Annotated in this window: 20 protein-coding genes; 4 read left to right on the forward strand and 16 right to left on the reverse strand. The window is 63.1% G+C overall.

Features of this window, described 5'->3' with window-relative positions:
- Nucleotides 1-20 precede the first annotated feature (20 nt).
- From rnhA to coxB, 12 genes are all read right to left on the reverse strand, one after another.
- The gene (rnhA, locus tag FJ967_RS20360; RefSeq protein ID WP_140733619.1) at nt 21-551 is read right to left on the reverse strand and encodes a ribonuclease HI; all 531 of its coding nucleotides are present in this window, start codon (nt 549-551) and stop codon (nt 21-23) included.
- Entirely contained in the window at nt 548-1525 is a 978-nt protein-coding gene (locus tag FJ967_RS20365; RefSeq protein WP_140733620.1) for a homoserine kinase, read from the reverse strand. The genes rnhA and FJ967_RS20365 overlap by 4 nt, the downstream gene beginning before the upstream one ends.
- A 5-nt stretch (nt 1526-1530) precedes the next feature.
- A complete protein-coding gene (gene ispH / locus FJ967_RS20370) occupies nt 1531-2541 on the reverse strand; it encodes a 4-hydroxy-3-methylbut-2-enyl diphosphate reductase (RefSeq protein ID WP_140733621.1) in 1011 nt (336 codons plus the stop codon).
- Between the two features lie 82 nt (nt 2542-2623).
- Nucleotides 2624-3379, reverse strand: a complete 756-nt coding sequence (locus FJ967_RS20375; protein ID WP_181176031.1) for an SURF1 family protein — start codon at nt 3377-3379, stop codon at nt 2624-2626.
- Nucleotides 3376-3762, reverse strand: coding sequence for a DUF983 domain-containing protein (locus tag FJ967_RS20380; protein ID WP_140733622.1), 387 nt, complete (start codon nt 3760-3762; stop codon nt 3376-3378). Before FJ967_RS20380 ends, FJ967_RS20375 begins: the two co-directional genes overlap by 4 nt.
- Before the next feature lie 40 nt (nt 3763-3802).
- Nucleotides 3803-4315: a L,D-transpeptidase family protein gene (locus FJ967_RS20385; RefSeq protein WP_246675323.1), complete on the reverse strand. Its 513-nt coding sequence runs from the start codon at nt 4313-4315 to the stop codon at nt 3803-3805.
- Nucleotides 4316-4385: 70 nt separating this feature from the next.
- Entirely contained in the window at nt 4386-5264 is an 879-nt protein-coding gene (locus FJ967_RS20390) for a cytochrome c oxidase subunit 3 (RefSeq protein WP_140733623.1), read from the reverse strand.
- A gap of 1 nt (nt 5265) precedes the next feature.
- Nucleotides 5266-5895, reverse strand: coding sequence for a cytochrome c oxidase assembly protein (locus FJ967_RS20395; protein ID WP_140733624.1), 630 nt, complete (start codon nt 5893-5895; stop codon nt 5266-5268).
- Nucleotides 5895-6056, reverse strand: coding sequence for a hypothetical protein (locus FJ967_RS20400; protein ID WP_140733625.1), 162 nt, complete (start codon nt 6054-6056; stop codon nt 5895-5897). The genes FJ967_RS20395 and FJ967_RS20400 overlap by 1 nt, the downstream gene beginning before the upstream one ends.
- Before the next feature lie 2 nt (nt 6057-6058).
- Entirely contained in the window at nt 6059-7003 is a 945-nt protein-coding gene (locus FJ967_RS20405; RefSeq protein WP_140733626.1) for a heme o synthase, read from the reverse strand.
- A gap of 73 nt (nt 7004-7076) precedes the next feature.
- Nucleotides 7077-8732 carry a cytochrome c oxidase subunit I gene (ctaD, locus tag FJ967_RS20410; RefSeq protein ID WP_140733627.1) on the reverse strand — a complete coding sequence of 552 codons (1656 nt, stop codon included), beginning with the start codon at nt 8730-8732 and terminating at the stop codon, nt 7077-7079.
- 38 nt (nt 8733-8770) lie between these two features.
- Nucleotides 8771-9772: a cytochrome c oxidase subunit II gene (coxB, locus tag FJ967_RS20415; RefSeq protein WP_181176033.1), complete on the reverse strand. Its 1002-nt coding sequence runs from the start codon at nt 9770-9772 to the stop codon at nt 8771-8773.
- A gap of 259 nt (nt 9773-10031) precedes the next feature.
- Between coxB and FJ967_RS20420 the strand changes: the two genes are divergently transcribed.
- The 4 genes from FJ967_RS20420 (at nt 10032) to FJ967_RS20435 (ending at nt 13598) form a co-directional block, all read left to right on the forward strand.
- Nucleotides 10032-10577, forward strand: coding sequence for an invasion associated locus B family protein (locus FJ967_RS20420; RefSeq protein ID WP_140733629.1), 546 nt, complete (start codon nt 10032-10034; stop codon nt 10575-10577).
- Nucleotides 10578-10650: 73 nt separating this feature from the next.
- The gene (locus FJ967_RS20425) at nt 10651-11118 is read left to right on the forward strand and encodes a YbjN domain-containing protein (RefSeq protein ID WP_140733630.1); all 468 of its coding nucleotides are present in this window, start codon (nt 10651-10653) and stop codon (nt 11116-11118) included.
- A 119-nt stretch (nt 11119-11237) separates the two neighbouring features.
- A complete protein-coding gene (tldD, locus tag FJ967_RS20430) occupies nt 11238-12650 on the forward strand; it encodes a metalloprotease TldD (RefSeq protein WP_140733631.1) in 1413 nt (470 codons plus the stop codon).
- A 255-nt stretch (nt 12651-12905) separates the two neighbouring features.
- Complete coding sequence (locus FJ967_RS20435) at nt 12906-13598, forward strand: transglutaminase-like cysteine peptidase (protein ID WP_181176035.1); 693 nt, start codon at nt 12906-12908, stop codon at nt 13596-13598.
- Nucleotides 13599-13707: 109 nt separating this feature from the next.
- Here FJ967_RS20435 and FJ967_RS20440 read toward each other — a convergent pair whose 3' ends face one another.
- From FJ967_RS20440 to FJ967_RS20455, 4 genes are all read right to left on the reverse strand, one after another.
- A complete protein-coding gene (locus tag FJ967_RS20440; RefSeq protein WP_140733633.1) occupies nt 13708-13983 on the reverse strand; it encodes a hypothetical protein in 276 nt (91 codons plus the stop codon).
- 137 nt (nt 13984-14120) lie between these two features.
- Entirely contained in the window at nt 14121-16412 is a 2292-nt protein-coding gene (locus tag FJ967_RS20445; RefSeq protein ID WP_181176037.1) for a caspase domain-containing protein, read from the reverse strand.
- Nucleotides 16413-16553: 141 nt separating this feature from the next.
- Nucleotides 16554-17795: a class I SAM-dependent RNA methyltransferase gene (locus tag FJ967_RS20450; RefSeq protein ID WP_140733635.1), complete on the reverse strand. Its 1242-nt coding sequence runs from the start codon at nt 17793-17795 to the stop codon at nt 16554-16556.
- Nucleotides 17792-18556, reverse strand: coding sequence for a TlyA family RNA methyltransferase (locus FJ967_RS20455; RefSeq protein WP_140733636.1), 765 nt, complete (start codon nt 18554-18556; stop codon nt 17792-17794). The genes FJ967_RS20450 and FJ967_RS20455 overlap by 4 nt, the downstream gene beginning before the upstream one ends.
- Nucleotides 18557-18666 lie beyond the last annotated feature (110 nt).

Here is an 18666-nt window from a genome sequence, read left to right on the forward strand (position 1 = left end):
GGGTCGTTACGACCGGAAGCTCAATAGCTCTGCGTCGAACGACGTGCCTTCGTGGCCGGCGGCTGCTTTGCCTGGACATCCGGTCTGGGTGTTGCCGCTGCCTTGAAAGAACCTTTCTTGAACGGCGCCATGCCTTCCCTGGCCAGTTCGTCGGCGCGCTCGTTCTCGGCATGGCCGGCATGGCCCTTGACCCAGTTCCAGGTGACCTTGTGGCGCCGGTTGGCCTCGTCGAGCGCCTGCCACAGTTCGCCGTTCTTGACCGGCTTCTTGTCTGATGTCTTCCAGCCATTCTTCTTCCAGCCATGGATCCATTTGGAAATACCGTCCATGACATATTTGCTGTCGGTGTGAAGCTCGACGGTGCAAGGCTCCTTGAGCGCATTGAGCGCCGAAATGGCGGCGAGCAGTTCCATGCGGTTGTTGGTCGTTTCGGCCTCGCCACCGGAAAGCTCCTTGGTGGCGCCGTTGAAGCGCAGGATCGCGCCCCAGCCGCCGGGGCCGGGATTGCCCGAACAGGCTCCGTCGGTAAAGATTTCAACCTGCTTGCTCATGACACCCCGTTTTCGGCCAATCCATATTCCGAAGGAGATTTGATCGCCCGATGGAAGCGCATCCTTCTGATGTATTCGGTCGGGTCTCGTTTCATCACCAGACCGCCATCGGGAACGGTCAGCCAGTCGTAAAGCCGGGTCAGCATGAAGCGCAGCGCCGAGCCGCGCGCCAGCATCGGCAGCGCCGCCTTCTCTGCGGCGCTCAAGGAGCGCACGCTCTGATAACCGGCAAGCAACGCCTTGCCCTTGGTGAGGTTGAAGGAAAAGTCCTTCTCGAAGCACCAGGCGTTGAGGCAAGTGGCGACATCGTAGGCATAGAGGTCGTCGCAGGCAAAATAGAAATCGATCAGGCCGGAGAGCTTGTCGCCGAGGAAGAAGACATTGTCCGGGAAAAGATCGGCATGGATGATGCCCTCGGGAAGGTCCCTCGGCCAGTTCCGCTCGAAATCGGCGAAGTCGGCATCGACCTCGGCGGCAAGACCAAGCTCAACCTCATCGGCGCGGGCGCGGGACGCGTCCCAAAGCTTGCGCCAACCGTCGATGGCGAGTGCGTTGGCGCGGACCATGGAGAAATCGGCGCCGGCCAGGTGCAGCGCGGCCAGTGCCTTGCCGACCTCGGCGCAATGCGTTGCCGTCGGCCGCCGCAGCGAAAGCCCTTCGAGAAAGGTGATAATGACCGCCGGGCGGCCGGCGAGCGTGCCGATGACGCTGCCGTCATACGCGGTCACCGGCAGCGGACAGGACACCCCCTTGTTGGCGAGATGACCCATCAGCCCGAGGAAGAACGGCAGATCCGCCTTCTCGACGCGCTTTTCATAGAGCGTCAGGATGTAGGATCCGGTCGAGGTGTGGAGCAGGAAGTTCGAGTTCTCGGTACCCTCGGCGATACCCTTGTAGGACAGGAGATCGCCGACCGGATAGTGCTTCAGGAAAGCGCCGAGTTCGCCTTCCGCAACGTCGGTGTAGACGGCCATGTGGCTTACGCGGCCCCGTTGACGAAGGCCATGTCGGCCGGCGTCAGTTCGACATCGCGCAATACCCGCATGACCGGAAAATCCTCTGTTTCGGTGGCAGTGATGGCCAGGTCGATGGTCACGTCGAAACGCTGTCGAAACGCGTCGATGATCTCGTCGACGATGATCTCCGGCGCCGATGCTCCCGCTGACAGGCCAAGCGTCGAAATGTTGCCGATGTCATTCCACGGAATTTCCGCGGCACGCTGCACGAGAAGCGACATTGTCGCGCCGGCCCGTTCCGCGACTTCGACAAGACGGCGCGAATTGGAGGAATTGGGCGCGCCGACGATCAGATAGAGGTCGGCACCGGGGGCGGTGTCCTTGACCGCTTCCTGGCGGTTGGTGGTGGCGTAGCAGATCGATTCCGCCGCCGGCGCCTGCAGATCCGGAAAGCGCTCCTGCAGGGCACGGATAATGCCGGCGGTATCCTCGACCGAGAGCGTGGTCTGGGTGACGAAACCGAGTGCCTTGGGATCGGCGGGCTCGAGCCGGGCGGCATCGGCCTCGGTCTCGACCAGCGTCACCGCGCCTTCCGGCAATTGGCCCATGGTGCCGATCACCTCGGGGTGGCCGGCATGGCCGATCAGCAGCACATGGCGGCCAAGCCGCTGATGGCGCATCGCCTGCTTGTGGACCTTGGAGACCAGCGGGCAGGTTGCGTCGAGATAGAACAGGTTGCGCGCCTGCGCGTCCGCCGGCACGGATTTCGGCACGCCGTGCGCCGAGAAGACGACCGGGGACTGTCGGTGCTCGGCCGGGATTTCGGAGAGTTCCTCGATGAACACGGCGCCAAGGCTTTGCAGGCCTTCGACGACATAGCGATTGTGCACGATCTCGTGGCGGACATAGACCGGGGCGCCATATTTCTTCAGGGCCAGCACGACGATCTGGATGGCACGGTCGACACCGGCACAGAAGCCGCGCGGCTGGCAGAGCCGGATCGTTAGAGGAGGCTTGGCGGTCGTGTGAAGCATTGAATCCTGCCGGTTCGTCAGCGCCGAAATGAGGTGCCCACCCCTGCCCTGTCAAGGGCATCGGTTGGAAAGAGAGTGTCGTTCATTCCTCTTTTGCGGGCCGGCGGAGCCGCAGGACGAGCACCGCGGCAAGCGCCGCCGCAAGACCATACCAGGTGACGGCATACTGCAGATGGCTGTTCGGCAGGTCGATGATGGTGACGCCGCCGACCGGCAGGCCGCCGGGATTTGGCGTCTTGTCGGCATCGATGAAGATCGGCACCAGCTTGAACCCGGCGGGCAGCCCGGCGCTCGCGGCCATGACGTCGCGGTCCTTCCAGTAGAAGATGTTCTTGGCCACGTCATTGTCGGGCAGCATCATCGACGGCTTTGCCGGCAGCGGATTGCGGGCAAGCCCGGTGACCGTGACCTTGCCCGCCACCTGCCCTTTGGCGCGCTTGGCGGGGTCCTTCAGATCATATGGCACAAAGCCACGGTTGATCAGCACGAAACGGCCATCGTCGAGGGCCAGCGGCGTGTAGACATTGAAGCCGGCATCCCCTTCCCAGGTCGCGTAGAAATGCCGCTCGCCGGAATGCAGGAAAGTGCCCGAGACCGTGACCGGCGTGTAGTCGACGTCGCCGGTCGCGGCGAATTGTTTTTCGACCTCGGCCAGCGGCAGCGGTGCAGAATGCGTGCGCTGGTCGATGGTCCGCAGCAGGCCTTCCTTCCAGTGCAGGCGCTGGACCTGCCAGGTGCCAAGTGCCAGCAGGATCGCGAGCAGCAGCAAGCCAAGGCCGAGCAACAATGCCGACCGAGGCCACGAGCGGCCGGGATTCTTGAAGGATGCTTCGCTCATTCGCCGCGATCCAGTCGCCCCTCGGCGGCCTTGTTGGCGTATTGCAAGGTGAGCAGCACGCCCTTGATCAAGCGGAGCGCCGTCAGGCACAGCACCAAAGCGAGCGGAATCCAGACCAGCAAATGCAGCCAGAGCGGCGGGCTCAGCGTCACCTCTACCCAGAGCGCCAGGCCGACGATGATGAAGCCTATGATCAAAATAACAAACACCGCCGGCCCGTCGCCGGCATCGGCAAAGGAATAGTCGAGCCCGCAATTGACGCAGCGCTTGCCGACGGTGAGGAAGCCGGCAAACAGCCGTCCCTCGCCGCAGCGCGGGCAGCGGCCATGCAGGCCGGCCGAAATCGGCTCGATCGGCGGCCAGATCGCCCTGTCTTCACTCATGGATAGAGCCTTCAGTCATGGATAGAGCCGTCACTCATGCCTATTGCTCGATTTCGATTGGCGTCCCATCGGCCACCATGGCCCAGATTTCGTCCATGTCGGAGTCCGTAACGGCAATGCAGCCATCGGTCCAGTCGACCAATTGAAGCAGCCACCCCCACCAGCCGAATCCGTTCGGCTGACCATGGATCATGATCATGCCGCCGGGATCGACATTGCGCGCCTTCGCGGCCGCCAGATCCCGGGCGTCAGGATAGGAGATGTGGAGCGACTTGTGGGCGATGCTGTTGGGGTTACGCCAGTCGAGGACATAGCGCCCTTCAGGCGTGCGCTGGTCGCCCTCCTCGTGCTTGTGGCCGATCGGATCGCCGCCAAGCGCGATACCGTAGCTGCGCAGCACCTTGCCGTCTGAGATCAGTTCAAGGCGCCGCTCCGCCTTGTGGACACGCACGAGATCGACTTTTTCACCGGCAGAAGCCGGCGATGTGGCGATAATGAATGCAAAAATCACCCGGGAAATTGTCAGCCGCATCCGCCATCGATCGGCGATCATTGCGCCGAAAAGAAGAAGGCGGCCGCGTCGCCGCGACCGCCTTCCCGAAATCGAAATCCCGGATGCCGGATCAGTGGCCTTCGATCACCGCGCCGACCGATCCCCAGATGTAGATCGAGGCGAACAGGAACAGCCAGACCACGTCGACGAAATGCCAGTACCAGGCGGCGGCCTCGAAGCCGAAATGCTGCTTGGGGGTGAAGTCGCCCTTCATCGCCCGGATCAGGCAGACCAGCAGGAAGATGGTGCCGATGATGACGTGGAAGCCGTGGAAGCCGGTCGCCATGAAGAAGGTGGCGCCGTAGATGGAATCCTTGAAGCCGAACGGAGCGTGCATGTATTCGTAGGCCTGCACCATGGTGAACAGCATGCCGAGGCCGACGGTCAGCACCAGGCCGTTGATCAGCCCCTTGCGGTCGCCATGGATGAGCGAGTGGTGGGCCCAGGTGACCGTGGTGCCCGAGAGCAGCAGGATGATGGTGTTGTAGAGCGGCAGGTGGAAGGGATCGAGAACTTCCATGCCCTTCGGCGGCCAGACACCACCGGTAAACGTGTGGCGTGCGTAATTCTGCACCTCACCGGCAAAAAGGCTGGCGTCGAAATAGGCCCAGAACCAGGCGACGAAGAACATCACCTCCGAGGCGATGAACATGATCATGCCGTAGCGCAGGTGCAGCGACACGACGCGCGTGTGGTGGCCCTCATGCGCTTCCTTGATCGTGTCCGACCACCAGGCGAACATGGTGTAGAGCACGATCACCAGGCCGATGAAGAACAGCCACGGATTGGCGATGTTGAAGCCGAAGATCGGGAAGGAACCGCCCTTCAGATATTCCATCAGGGCGACACCGCCAAAGGCCATGACGAGCGCGCCTATCGACCCCAGGAAAGGCCATGGGCTCGGGTCGACGAGATGATAGTCGTGATGTTTTGCGTGCGCGTCTGCCATATCAACCCCCGAGATTTTCGGTATCTGAAACTGTCTTGCTGTTGCCCTGGGCCGGCTCCGAGGAGGCGACGGGCTTGTTCTTCTCGACCGGGAACATGGTATAGGACAGCGTGATCGTCTTGATGTCCTTCAGTTCCGGCACGTTCACGATATCGGGATCCACATAGAACAGGACCGGCATATCCAGCGTCTCGCCGGGCTTCAGCGACGTATCGGTGAAGCAGAAGCACTCGACCTTGTTGAAGTAGGGGCCTGCGAGTTCCGGTTGCACGTTGAAGGTGGCGCGGCCGGTGACGGGCTGGTCGAACTTGTTGGTCGCCTGGTAATGCGCCTGCACGGTCTGCCCGATCTTCATGGTCATCGAGCGCTGGACCGGCTGGAATTCCCAGGGCACGCCGGCGATGTTGGCGTCGAAGCGCACCGTGATCTCACGGTCGAGCACGCGGCCGGCATACTGCTTCTCGACGCGCTGCGTCGTGCCGCCATAGCCGGTCGCCTGGCAGAACATCCTGTAAAGCGGCACCGCCGCATAGGCCATGCCGATCATGCCGGTAAAGAAGGCGAGGCAAACCGCCGCGACCACGCGGTTGCTGTTCTTGCCCGCGGGCTTTCTGGGCGTCTCGGCGCTCATCACATCTTGCCCGAAAGGTTGTGGGCGAACTTCACGATCGTCGCGATGTAGAAAATGACGACCAGCACGGCCAGCGCAACGCCGATGGCGACGGAACGGCTGCGTTGGGCCTTCTTCTGGCGGTCGGTCAAGGTGACCGTCTCGAGCTTGTCCTCCGCCATCGTCATGCTCCACCCATGGCAAGCGCGCGTTCGACGACACTGTCGGCCAGATAGACCGCGAAGATGGCGAAGAGATAGAGCAACGAGTAGGCGAACAGCGCCTTGGCCGGCTTCATGGCGCGGTCATCGTCGGCCATGCCAAGCACTTTCCAGGCGTACCAGACAAAGCCAAGCCCCAGCAGCAGGGCGGCAACGCCATAAACCGGCGTGGTATAGCCAAGCAGCCACGGCAGCACGCCGACGGGAGCCAAAACCAGCGCATAGGCGAAAATCTGGCGGCGGGTCGAGGCCTCGCCGGCGACGTTCGGCATCATCGGAATGCCGGCGCGCCCGTAATCCTCGGACTTGAACAGCGCCAGCGCCCAGAAATGCGGCGGCGTCCACAGGAAGATGATGAGGAAGAGAATGATGCTTTCAAGGCTGACCGAGCCGGTCACGGCGGCCCAGCCGATGACAGGCGGAAAGGCGCCCGCCGCACCGCCGATGACGATGTTCTGCGGCGTCCAGCGCTTCAGCCACATCGTGTAGACGACGGCATAGAAGAAAATGGTGAAGGCCAGCAGGGTCGCCGCCAGCCAGTTGGCGAGCACGCCAAGCGTCATCACCGACAGTGCCGACAGCACCAGCCCGAAGGCCAGCGCCTCATGCGGCTGGATACGGCCGGACGGCACAGGACGGCTGGCGGTCCTGGTCATGACCGCGTCGATGTCGGCATCATACCACATGTTGAGTGCACCCGAGGCACCAGCGCCAATGGCGATCGACAGGATGACGATCACCGCCAGCAGCGGGTTGATGGTCACGGGTGCCGCCACCAGTCCGACAAAGGCGGTGAACACCACCAGCGACATGACGCGCGGCTTCAGCAGGGCGAAGAAATCGCCCGCCGTGGCTTCCGACATGCGGAAGCCCGCTTCGTCAATGCTGGTTTCGTCGACTAGGGCCATGCGTACTCAAGTCCATCATTCCGTTGGCCAAAACCGCCGGCAGGCCGGCGGTTCTGTATTCGAGGGGGCCGCCTTACTTGATCTTCGGCAACTGCTCCCACTGGTGGAAGGGCGGCGGCGAAGGCAGCTGCCATTCAAGCGTCGTTGCGCCCTCACCCCATGGGTTAGCACCGGCGATGCGCTTCTTCTGGAAGGCTTCGAAGACGCCATAGAGGAAGATCGCCACGCCGACGGCCGAGATATAGGAACCGATCGACGACACATAGTTCCAGCCGGCGAACGCGTCCGGATAGTCGATCGTGCGGCGCGGCATGCCTGCGAGGCCGAGGAAATGCTGCGGGAAGAAGATCAGGTTGACGCCGACGAAGGTGACCCAGAAATGGGTGTTGGCGATAACCGGCGAATACATGTAGCCGGTCATCTTCGGGAACCAGTAGTACCAGCCGGCGAAGATGGCGAACACCGCGCCCAGCGACAGCACGTAGTGGAAGTGCGCGATCACGAAATAGGTGTCATGCAGCGAGCGGTCGAGTCCGGCATTGGCGAGCTGGACACCGGTGACGCCACCGATGGTGAACAGGAAGATGAAGCCCAGCGCCCACAGCATCGGCGTCTTGAACGAGATCGACCCGCCCCACATCGTCGCGATCCAGGAGAAGATCTTCACGCCCGTCGGCACCGCGATGACCATGGTGGCGAAGACGAAGTAGCGCTGCGTGTCGAGTGACAGGCCGGTCGTGTACATGTGGTGCGCCCAGACGATGAAGCCGACGGCGCCGATCGCAACCATGGCGTAGGCCATGCCGAGATAGCCGAACACCGGCTTCCTCGAGAATGTGGAGATGACGTGGCTGATGATGCCGAAGCCCGGCAGGATCAGGATGTACACTTCCGGATGGCCGAAGAACCAGAACAGATGCTGGAACAGCAGCGGATCGCCACCATTGTCGGGCGCGAAGAAGGCCGTACCGAAATTGCGATCCGTCAGAAGCATGGTGATGGCGCCGGCAAGAACCGGAAGCGACAACAAGAGCAGGAAGGCGGTGACCAGCACCGACCAGGCAAACAGCGGCATCTTGTGCAGCGTCATGCCCGGCGCGCGCATGTTGAAAATGGTGGTGATGAAATTGATGGCGCCGAGGATCGATGACGCACCGGCGATATGGATCGACAGGATCGCCAGGTCCATGGCCGGACCGGGCTGGCCCGAGGTCGAAAGCGGCGGGTAGAGCGTCCAGCCGCCGCCGACACCATAGGCGCCCGGCGCGCTCGGCATGAACATCGAGGTCAAGAGCAGGATGAAGGCCGGAGGCAGCAGCCAGAACGAGATGTTGTTCATGCGCGGGAACGCCATGTCGGGCGCGCCGATCATGATCGGCACCATCCAGTTGGCAAAACCGCCGATCAGCGCCGGCATGACCATGAAGAAGATCATGATCAGCGCGTGCGCGGTGGCGAAGGCATTGTACATGCTCTTGCCGCCGTCGATGGCGGCATCACCGTTCATGCCGTAGACCATCTGCGCCAGACCGCTGAAGATCTGGATGCCAGGCTCCTGCAACTCCATGCGGATGGCGACCGACAGCGCGCCGCCGATGATGCCGGCCATGATCGCAAAGATCAGGTAGAGCGTGCCGATATCCTTGTGGTTGGTCGAATAAACCCAGCGCACCCAGCCGTGGTAAGGCTTGTGGTCGTCGTGCCCGTCATGAGCTGCAGCGTCTGCCATGTTCCGCTCCGTTCCCTAAATCTTGCTAACCCGCGGCATCAATTGCCGGCGGCCGCTACCTTGTTCTGGCCATCGACCTCGGCCATGAGCGTCTTGTTGGCGCCGGGCAGATCGGTCTTGGCCGCCGCCAACCAGGTCTTGAACTGCGCATCGGAGACGACGCGGATGGCGATCGGCATGAAGGCGTGGTCCTTGCCGCAGAGCTGCGAGCACTGGCCGTAGAAGATGCCTTCCTTTTCCGCCTTGAACCAGGTCTCGTTGGTACGCCCTGGAATGGCGTCGACCTTGATGCCGAAGGACGGCATGCCGAAGGAGTGGATCACGTCGGTCGCTGTGACAAGCACACGGGTCATGGTGTTGACCGGCACAACCAGTTCGTTGTCAACCGCAAGCAGGCGCGGATAGACCTTGCGATCCTCCTTGCCGGCCTTGGCGCGATCGCCGTCCTGGAGGATGGCCGAATTGAAGGAGAGCGTGCTGTCGGTCTGGTACTCGTAGTCCCAGTTCCACTGATTGCCTGTCGCCTTGACGGTGAGCTTGGCTTCTTCCGGCGGGGTGTACTGCGCGGTCAGCAGCTGGAACGAGGGAATGGCGAGGCAGAGCAGGATCACCACCGGGCCGACGGTCCAGATCACCTCGATCAGCGTGTTGTGGCTGGTCTTGGAGGGGACCGGGTTTGCACTCGCGCGGAATTTCACGATGCAGTAAGCGAGCAGAAGCAGCACCAGGATGGTGATCGGAACGATGAACCACATCGTGTAGTTTCCGAACCACTCGATCTGCCGCATCATGTCGGTCGCCGGCGCCTGGAAGGTGGTCTCCCACTCCACGGGCTGATCGGCATGGGCGGATGTGCCTGCAAGAATCGTGGCAGCGGCCCCAGCACTGGCTAGAAACTTGGCGTTTGCTAGGAAATTTCTCATCGCCCTCTTCGTCTCCCAGTTCCTCGCGGCGGTGCCAGCGAGAATAACGAACAATGCCGGGACGGGAATCCCGACAGTCTCAAGCTGGTTCAAACCATACTCTTTTTCCCTCCGCAAGAAAGGAGCGGAGGAAACTGTGCGGCATTTTTGCGCGCAAGCCGTGACGGGGGTTTGAAGGCGACCACCTCGGCCGCGAATCGTATATGTCCGACACATCGTCCAGCCCTTGGCCGCAAGGCGTGCCTGGCGTCGTAATTCAGGCGAAATTGGCAGGGAAAAGCGCGCTATTGGCTTTTTCGGGACAGCCAAGCCGCGGTCTCGTCCTTTACTTGGCTTTGGCGCGGCTTAAAGTGCCGTGATTCGCAATGGAGCCGTCATGAACTACTGGCTGTCGAGAACCGGGCTTTCGAGAACCCTGGCCAAGGTTGCCGTTCTCGTCGCCATCTCCTGTGCCGGCCTCTCCGTCACGGGCCACGCGAATGCAGCCCAGCCCAGCGGCACGGTCAAGTCGACGCATGGCGCATGGTCGATCATCTGCGATACGCCGGCCGGCGCCACCTCGGAACAATGCGTGATGATGCAGAACGTCGTCGCCGAGGATCGTCCAGAGATGGGGCTTTCGGTCGTCGTATTGCGCACCGCCGACAACAAGGCCGAGATCCTGCGCGTGCTGGCGCCGCTCGGTGTGCTGTTGCCGAACGGCCTCGGCCTCAACGTCGACGGCAAGGATATCGGCCGCGCGTATTTCGTACGCTGCTTCCAGGACGGTTGCTATGCCGAGGTCATTCTCGAAAAGCCGCTGCTCGATACGCTGAAGACCGGCACGTCGGCGACATTCATCGTCTTCCAGACCCCGGAAGAGGGTATCGGCATCCCTGTGGATCTCAAGGGCTTTGCCGAGGGTTTTGCCGCTCTTCCCTGATAGCAGGGCGCTTGCGAAAAATCCGAGCCTGGCGCAGAATTCCAATGGGATTTGGGGTTTTGTGGGGATTATCATGCGCGCGTTTTCGTTGCTTCTATCGTCTGGTCTGATGATGACCGGTGCGGTTTCGTTTGCCTGGGCCGACGATACCGAGATCATCACGGCGCCCGACCCGGCCGCGATCGTCGAGCTTGCGAAGGGCTATGGGTCGGCGAAGCTGGACAAGGACGACGGCGGCGACCCGATGGTCTCCGGCCGGCTTCAGGGCATGAAATATGTGATCTACTTCTATGGCTGCGAGAACCATGAGAAGTGCAAATCGATGCAGTTTTCATCGGGATACACCGATCCCTTCACCGCCGAGCAGGCCAATGAATGGAACAAGAAGTATCGCTGGGTGAAGGCGTTCTCCGGGGATGGATCCAACTTCAAGATGGACGTCAGCTTCGCCGGCGGCATCACCAAGGCAAATCTCGACGCGCAGTTCTCCAACTGGGATTCGATGACGAGCAACATCAAGGAATTCATCGACCAGAAGTGACCGTCGCCAGCCGGTCCGACGTCGTATTTGTCTGCCAGGATCGGATGCGACGATTGTCTCCCGGGGAGTTCGCGCCTACATCGTGGTGAGAAATCACTTCTCCCACGCACGGACGCGCCATGAACAGCCTGATCGGCCAATTCGACATTTCAGACGACCGCATCAAGCGGATCGTCGCCGACACCATCAAGGGCGCCGACGACGGCGAACTGTTCCTCGAATACAGCGAAAGCGAAGCGCTGATGTTCGACAACGGCCGGCTCAAGACCGCCAACTTCAACACCGACCAGGGCTTTGGCCTGCGCGCGGTCGCGGGTGAAGCCAGCGGCTACGCCCATTCGAGCGACCTGTCGGAGGCCTCGCTGCTGCGCGCGGCGCAAGCTGTCTCGACCGTCAAGGGCGGCTATTCCGGCACGCTTGCCGCCGCGCCCGCCCGCACCAACCGCCATCTTTATGGTGACGAGAACCCGATCCCCTCGCCTTCGTTCGAGGCCAAGGCGAAGCTGCTGCAGGAGATCGACGCCTGGCTGCGCGCCGAGGATCCACGGGTGCGGCAGGTGACAGCCTCGATCGCCGCATCCTGGCAGCATGTCGAGATCGTGCGTGCCGATGGCCAGGTGGTGCGCGATATCAGGCCGATGGTCCGCGTCAACGTCTCGGTCGTCGTCGGCGACGGCGACCGTCAGGAGAGCGGCTCCTATGGCATGGGCGGACGCAAGGCGTTCGGCGACTTCCTGATCGAGGACAGCTGGAAGCACGCCGCGAGCGAGGCGCTTCGGCAAGCGCTGGTCAACCTGGAGGCTGTTCCCGCCCCGGCCGGTACTTTCGACATCGTGCTGTCCAGCGGCTGGCCGGGGGTGATGCTGCACGAAGCCGTCGGCCACGGCCTCGAAGGCGATTTCAACCGCAAGAAGACGTCGGCCTTCGCCGGCCTGATGGGGCAACAGGTAGCCGCCAAGGGCGTGACCGTCGTCGACGACGGCACCATCCCCGAGCGGCGCGGCTCACTCACCGTCGACGACGAGGGCACGCCTTCGGCCCGCAACGTGCTTATCGAGGACGGCAAACTGGTCGGCTACATGCAGGACCGGCAGAACGCACGGCTGATGGGCATGAAGGCGACCGGCAACGGCCGGCGCGAAGGCTATGCGCACCAGCCGATGCCGCGCATGACCAACACCTACATGACCTCTGGCGACATGGAGCCGGACGAGATCATCGCTTCGGTCAAGAACGGCATCTACGCCGTCTCTTTCGGCGGCGGCCAGGTCGACATCACGTCGGGCAAATTCGTGTTCGGCTGCACCGAGGCGTACATGATCGAGAACGGCAAGGTGACGCAGCCGATCAAGGGCGCCATGCTGATCGGCAACGGACCGGACGCCATGCATCGCGTCTCGATGGTCGGCAACGACATGAAACTCGACAATGGCATCGGCATGTGCGGCAAGGCCGGCCAGGGCGTGCCCGTCGGCGTCGGCCAGCCGCATCTCAGGATGAACCAGATGACGGTCGGCGGCACCCGGGTGTGAGCGTCATGGTTTGCGAGTGACGGCTCCCGCCACGATGTCCGAGACCGGGATCGTCATTCAGCCGGCAGCCGGAAATGCGGCGGAAGCGGGCTTCGCCGCTTTCGCTGGCCTTACAGGCCCGGCCAAATCCACGTTTGCAGGCTGAATGCTGCCGGCACCTTGAAGTGGACACAATCCGCTTGAAGAATTTGTTAACTGCTTGGGCCTTTTCCGCGCGAGCAGGGTCGGTGTTCTCGTTGCGGTGATGGTCTGGCAATGCGGCGTTCGCCTGGTGTGCTGACTTCGTCTTTTCTGGTTGGCTTTGTTTCGTTGATTGGTGCGACATCGCTGCAAGCTGGCCCGGCGGCAGCACAGTCGACGGTGTTCAAGTCGCGATCGACGCAATCTTCGGCAGCCGGGCTGCGCTCCGCTGCCGTGGGTGGAAGCACCAGCGTCCCCTACGGTTGGATCGATTTCTGCCACCGCCGGCCGAAAGAGTGCAAGGTGCCTGCCATGCCGGCCGCGACGGTCAAGCTGACCGCGCGGAACCTGGGCATCCTCAAGCGGATAAACCTCAAGGCAAACAATTACATCAAGCCCGTCAGCAACTTCGAGCACTGGGGCACGACGATGGACCACTGGGACTATCCGGTGGACGGCAAGGGCGACTGCAAGGTCTACGCCCTCTACAAGCGCAAGCTGCTCATGGAGGCAGGATTTCCGCGGCAGGCGCTTTTGATGACTGTCGTGCGCGACCTCGACAATGAAGGACACACGATCCTGACGGTGAAAACCGACAAAGGCGATCTCGTCCTCGACAATCTGGTCAACGACATCAGGCCCTGGAACGCGACGGGCTATTATTTCTTGAAACGCCAGTCGCAGCAGAACCCTAGTATCTGGGTGTCGGTCAACCAGCGAGGCGGCAGGCCGAACACCCCTTCGAACGTTGCCAATCTCATAGACTGAGCTCGTCAGGAGCGTAACGGTCCCGGTAGACCCGATTCATATCCGAGAAATTGCCGCCAGCCCCCCGCCGGAGAGGCTGGCAAGCGAACCCTCGCCGCGAAACGGCCGGTCAGGTGGCCTTGCCGCCGTTCTTCTTGCAGTCGGCGCGGAACTTCTCGCGTGCCTTGCCGTGTAGTTTCTGGGCATCCGCAAGCGCGGAACATTGCTTCGAAATCGCGGTTTTCTCAGGCGTCATCGCGGTCGTCTTGGCCTTCTTCACGGGGACGGCCGTGGTGGCGGCGGGCGCCGTCGTGGTCGTGGTAGCAGCGGTGGTCGCCGCCGCGGCTGCTCCCGTCGCGATGAAGCCGGCCAAAGCGATAGACGTCAGAACGCTTGCAATCCTCATTATGGTCACTCCCTTGAGCGCCCTGCCCGGCATCGACTGGTAACAGCGGGCCAAGGGACCGCGCAATCAGGACCGCAACCAGCCACGCAGTTGTGATATGAGCGTGTACGCGCGGCAGGGCCGCGGTCCGACATACCTTACTTCCTGCAGGCAGGCTCATTGGGATGTCCGCAAGGCGGCTTGTTGCCTGCTTGCCGCTGCGGCCTTTGCTGTGTCTGCGGCTGCCGCCGCATCTGTTCGGCGTGGAACTGCGGCTTCGGCGGTCTCGAAGACATCTCGGCCTGCTGCTTCAACTGGCGATGCGGATTGCCGCCCGACACCGTGGCGCCCGCTGATCCGCCATCGGCCGGCAGCTTGTGCAGCTTGGGACCCTTGCCCTGCCCGTTGACCGCCCCATTCCCGGCGTCCGGGCCACCGGCGGCTTGACCGTGAAGCTTTTTGACTTTGCCGTTGGCCGCGATCTGCCCATTCGGCGCGGCGGGACCGGTCTTCAGTTTTGCCCGAGCGTTTTGCTCACTGCCGGCAGACCCGGCGGTGCCGCCCGGAAGCTTATGGAACTTGCCGGCCTTGCCTTGTTCATTGGCCAGCGGAGCGCTGCCATTGGCATCCGGTGCGGCATTGCCAGTTGCCTGGCTCTGCTTGCGCAGCCGCTTGCCGGATTTGTCGGCACCCAGATTCTGGCTGTTGAGGACGGGCTTGCCGTTGACAAGCGGCAGGCTCTTGCCATCGGCGCCCGGCAGGGCGTGGCCTGCCAACCTGTCGGCCGGCATTGTCTTCGGCAGCGGCCCGCCCACATTCTGCGTTCCTGTGTGGACGAGCTTCGATGGCAAGCCGCCTGGATTGACCTTGGCGAGCGCGGCTTCCTTTTTCTGCAGGAAAGCCGGCAGCGCGACCTTCGTCGCGAGTGCGGCCGCGCCCAGCCCTACCGCGCCGGCGGTCAGCTTCTGGCCGGTGGTGAGGCCGCCCTGGTTCTCGTTGATCGTCTTCTCGTTGATCGTCGTGTTGTTGACGATGGTGGTGTTGTGAATGTTGTTGAAGATGACGTCATTCGGCGGCGGGAAAATGTCATGGGGCGGGTTGACCCAAGCCGGCACGGGCACGAAGACCGGCGTCGGCAGCACGAAGATACCAACCGGCGGCGGGGGCGGCGCCAGCACGACGAATTCCGGGGGCGGTGGCGGCAGAAAGATCACCGGAGGCGGCGGCGGCGGCGCGAAATCGAATTCCGGATCGTCGAAATAGAGCACGGGCCGGTCGACATAGACGATCTCTTCTGGCGGCGGCGGCGGCACGTCATAGGCATAGACCGCAAAACCCTGCGGCGGCTCCAGGTCGGCATCGAAATGTTCGAGCCTGCGGCGGGCATCCCAGGCATGCGGGCCGTGCGGATAGCGCCCGAGATAGGACCAGTAGGCTTCCGGCGTGTCCCTGAGCCAGGTCTGGCGCCAGGTGATCGCCTCGCGCCGCGCCGCCAGGATCGCGCGCACGCGCCTGGCCATCGGATCATGCGGATAGGCGACGAGAAAATCCTCGTAACCGCGCATCGTGTCCCGGTCGAGCGCCGCCACATAGGCATCATGCGCGTCGAAGTCGCGGATTTCCCTGGTCCGGCTGGCCCTTGCCTCGGCCGCCGAGACCTGCGGCGGCGGCGCTTCCGGACCACGGTCGAAGAAAACGAACGGATCGTTGATCTTGGAGACGTCCCAGGGCAATTCGGCGCCCTGCGTCACCTCATTGACCCGCAGCCGTGTCCGGTCGAACACATCACCCAGTTGCAGACCGCCGTCGCGGATCATCTCGGCGAGCGCCTGCGCATAGGCGCCGTAGGGGCCTTTCCCTTCCGGTGCGACCGTGCCGGGGGCGGCGTTGAAGGCGATCAGCATGTTCGGATCGGGGTCGACCAGCGAGAGGCCGCCGGCCAGCGGCTGGTTCGACTTCGCGAAGGAATTCGGACGCGCCGCGTCGAGCACGACAATGTTGACCTTGTTCGGCAGTGCCGAGAGCGGCTTGGTCAGATCCGATACCCGCACCGCTGCCATCGGCACGTCGGTTGTACTGGCGATCTGGGCGTCGACCGGCACGAAGTAATTCTCGCCCTCGAACTGCAGCCCGTAGCCGGCGAGATAGACGAAGACGACCGCATCCGGGCCGGCCGCCGTGGCCTTGGCGAGGAAATCGCGGTAGGCGCCGCGCAGGGATTCCTGGTCGACATCGCGTGCGCCGACCACGTCGAAGCCTGCCGCCTGCAGTGTCTGGGCGATCAGGCCGGCATCATTGGCCGCCGTGGTCAACGTCCCCGACGGGTAGGCGGCATTGCCTATGACGAAGGCGAGGCGTTTTTCGCCCTGCGCCAGCGCGCCGACCGTCGAGCCGAGGGCGAAGAGCGAGAGAGCCAGGAAAAAGCCCAGGAATTTCGAGACGATCCGCATCGCGATCAGCCCTCAACTGAAACGTCCCCCGCAGGACGGTCCAACTACGCTGGCGCAACAAGGCGGCTTTGCGGCATCATTCCGGCTCCTTTCGGACAGGACGGGCCGGATTGGCCGGTCTCAACCGATTGTGATCGGATGTCAGCGCCTGCGCCTGGGCTTTTCCAGCAGGGCGACCGCCTCGACATGCGGCGACCATAGGAACTGGTCGATCGGCGTCACGCTGTTCAGCGTGTAGCCGCCATCGATGAGGATACGCAGGTCGCGGGCCATCGTCACCGGATTGCACGACACCGCGGCAACCAATGGAACGTCCGAACGGGCGATCTGCTTCGACTGGTCTTCGGCGCCGGCCCGCGGCGGATCAAAGACAAGACCGTCGAAAGCGGTCAACTCCTTGAATGTCAGCGGCCGGCGAAACAGATCTCGCCGTTCGCCCGTCACGCGCTTGATGCCGGTCGCGAAGCGTGATCCCCGGTCGAGCGCCGACAGCGCAGCCGCGTCGCCTTCCACCGCATGGACTTCCGACTTCGCGGCCAGACGCAGGGCAAAGCTGCCGCAACCGGCGAAAAGATCGGCCACCCTCCTGGCACGCTTCAGATGTCCACCGACGATCTCGGCCATGATCCGTTCAGCAGCCTCGGTCGCCTGCAGGAAGGCGCCCGGCGGCACGGCGACCGCGACGCCGCCAAACATGACCACCGGCTTCTTCGGCTCGATGACGATGTCGTCATCGATGGACAGTCTGGCAAAACCTTGCGCAATGACAAAATTGGAAGCGATACGGCGCTGGTGTTCGCCGAGCTTGCCGCAGTCATGCGCCGCGACATCGAGGCCCGAAGCCGTCACGGTGACCGCCATCTTGAACGATTTGGTGGTGGCACATATCAATTCGGCCAACGCCTTGAGGGGCCCGAGCGCGGCGACGATCTCGGGCAGCGAGATCGGGCATTCGGATATCGGGATGATTTCCGGTGACAGATGGCGATTGAAGCCGAGCAGCATGCCCGCATCGGTGCGCCGGGCGGCAAGCACGACACGGCGACGCGTGTGCGGCTCACAGGCAACCAGCGCGTCAACCTCGCAATCGATGCCCTTGCCCTTCAGCGCATGCACCACCTTCTCACGCTTCCACTGGCGATAGGCCCCGGCTTCGAAATGCTGGAGGGCGCAGCCGCCGCATTCGGTGAAATGGCGGCATGCCGGTTCGATGCGCAGCGGCGAAGGCTCCAGCACCGCGATCAGCGTGGCGCGATCCTTCTCGCGCGCCGCGGTGACGGCCTCGCCAGGCAGCGTGAAGGGGATGAACAGATCGCCGCTTTCGGTCTCGGCGATGCCGTCGCCCTGGGCGCCCAATTTCCTGATGGTGAAGCGTGCGCTCATCTGTCCTTGATCCCACCGAGCAGGAATTCACGATTGCCGTCGCCACCTTCGATCGGCGAGGGACGCAGTCCGAGCGAGCGCCAGCCGGGTTGCGCATCCAGCCAGTCCCGCAGCAGGCCGGCGACCCGGTCGGCATCATCGGGATCCCTCAGCAGGCCGCCCTTGCCGATCGCCTCCCTGCCCGCCTCGAACTGCGGCTTGACCAGGAGCAGGGCAATGGCACCAGCCTTGGCGATGGCCAAAGCCGGCGGCAATGCCAACCGCAGCGAAATGAAGCTGACGTCGGACACGATGAAATCCGGAATACGGCCCGCGAGATCCGCCGCCGCGAGATCGCGGGCGTTCAGCCCCTCGATGACCGTGACGCGCGGATCGGTGCCGATATCGGGGTGCATCTGGCCGTGGCCGACATCGATGGCCGTGACATGGGAGGCGCCGCGTTCGAGCAGCACCTGGGTGAAGCCACCGGTCGAGGCGCCGATGTCAAGCGCCTCGCAGCCGGCCGGATCGAGGCTGAAATGGTCGAGCCCGGCGATCAGCTTGAGCGCGGCGCGCGAGACGTAGGCCTGCGCCGGATCGTCGATGGCGACAACGCAGCCGTGCCGAACGGCCTGGCCGGGCTTTCTGGCAACGGCGCCGTCAACCGTCACCGTGCCGCGCTCGACCGCGTCGCGGGCGCGCGAACGGCTGGCAAACAGACCGCGCTGGACAAGCAGGTCGTCAAGCCGCTGGCGTGTGCTGGCTGGCAAAGGGGAATTCATCGGCCTTCTCTGGCGAAAGCCGGGCGCGAAGGCAAGGAGATTGGGAGAAACAAGGGGTAGGTCGCGCGAGAGCGGCAGATCCATCGAGGCGCGCCACGGCTTGCGCCGAT

Origin of the sequence: Mesorhizobium sp. B2-3-4 (assembly GCF_006442315.1) — a bacterium.
GTDB lineage: Bacteria > Pseudomonadota > Alphaproteobacteria > Rhizobiales > Rhizobiaceae > Mesorhizobium.

Excerpts from the sequence above, each read along its gene's own strand:
- rnhA (WP_140733619.1), bottom strand. The coding sequence starts at position 551 with ATGAGCAAGCAGGTTGAAATCTTTACCGACGGAGCCTGTTCGGGCAAT.
- FJ967_RS20365 (WP_140733620.1), bottom strand. The coding sequence starts at position 1,525 with ATGGCCGTCTACACCGACGTTGCGGAAGGCGAACTCGGCGCTTTCCTG.
- ispH (WP_140733621.1), bottom strand. The coding sequence starts at position 2,541 with ATGCTTCACACGACCGCCAAGCCTCCTCTAACGATCCGGCTCTGCCAG.
- FJ967_RS20375 (WP_181176031.1), bottom strand. The coding sequence starts at position 3,379 with ATGAGCGAAGCATCCTTCAAGAATCCCGGCCGCTCGTGGCCTCGGTCG.
- FJ967_RS20380 (WP_140733622.1), bottom strand. The coding sequence starts at position 3,762 with ATGAGTGAAGACAGGGCGATCTGGCCGCCGATCGAGCCGATTTCGGCC.
- FJ967_RS20385 (WP_246675323.1), bottom strand. The coding sequence starts at position 4,315 with ATGATCGCCGATCGATGGCGGATGCGGCTGACAATTTCCCGGGTGATT.
- FJ967_RS20390 (WP_140733623.1), bottom strand. The coding sequence starts at position 5,264 with ATGGCAGACGCGCACGCAAAACATCACGACTATCATCTCGTCGACCCG.
- FJ967_RS20395 (WP_140733624.1), bottom strand. The coding sequence starts at position 5,895 with ATGAGCGCCGAGACGCCCAGAAAGCCCGCGGGCAAGAACAGCAACCGC.
- FJ967_RS20400 (WP_140733625.1), bottom strand. The coding sequence starts at position 6,056 with ATGGCGGAGGACAAGCTCGAGACGGTCACCTTGACCGACCGCCAGAAG.
- FJ967_RS20405 (WP_140733626.1), bottom strand. The coding sequence starts at position 7,003 with ATGGCCCTAGTCGACGAAACCAGCATTGACGAAGCGGGCTTCCGCATG.
- ctaD (WP_140733627.1), bottom strand. The coding sequence starts at position 8,732 with ATGGCAGACGCTGCAGCTCATGACGGGCACGACGACCACAAGCCTTAC.
- FJ967_RS20420 (WP_140733629.1), top strand. The coding sequence starts at position 10,032 with ATGAACTACTGGCTGTCGAGAACCGGGCTTTCGAGAACCCTGGCCAAG.
- FJ967_RS20425 (WP_140733630.1), top strand. The coding sequence starts at position 10,651 with ATGCGCGCGTTTTCGTTGCTTCTATCGTCTGGTCTGATGATGACCGGT.
- tldD (WP_140733631.1), top strand. The coding sequence starts at position 11,238 with ATGAACAGCCTGATCGGCCAATTCGACATTTCAGACGACCGCATCAAG.
- FJ967_RS20435 (WP_181176035.1), top strand. The coding sequence starts at position 12,906 with ATGCGGCGTTCGCCTGGTGTGCTGACTTCGTCTTTTCTGGTTGGCTTT.
- FJ967_RS20440 (WP_140733633.1), bottom strand. The coding sequence starts at position 13,983 with ATGAGGATTGCAAGCGTTCTGACGTCTATCGCTTTGGCCGGCTTCATC.
- FJ967_RS20445 (WP_181176037.1), bottom strand. The coding sequence starts at position 16,412 with ATGCGGATCGTCTCGAAATTCCTGGGCTTTTTCCTGGCTCTCTCGCTC.
- FJ967_RS20450 (WP_140733635.1), bottom strand. The coding sequence starts at position 17,795 with ATGAGCGCACGCTTCACCATCAGGAAATTGGGCGCCCAGGGCGACGGC.
- FJ967_RS20455 (WP_140733636.1), bottom strand. The coding sequence starts at position 18,556 with ATGAATTCCCCTTTGCCAGCCAGCACACGCCAGCGGCTTGACGACCTG.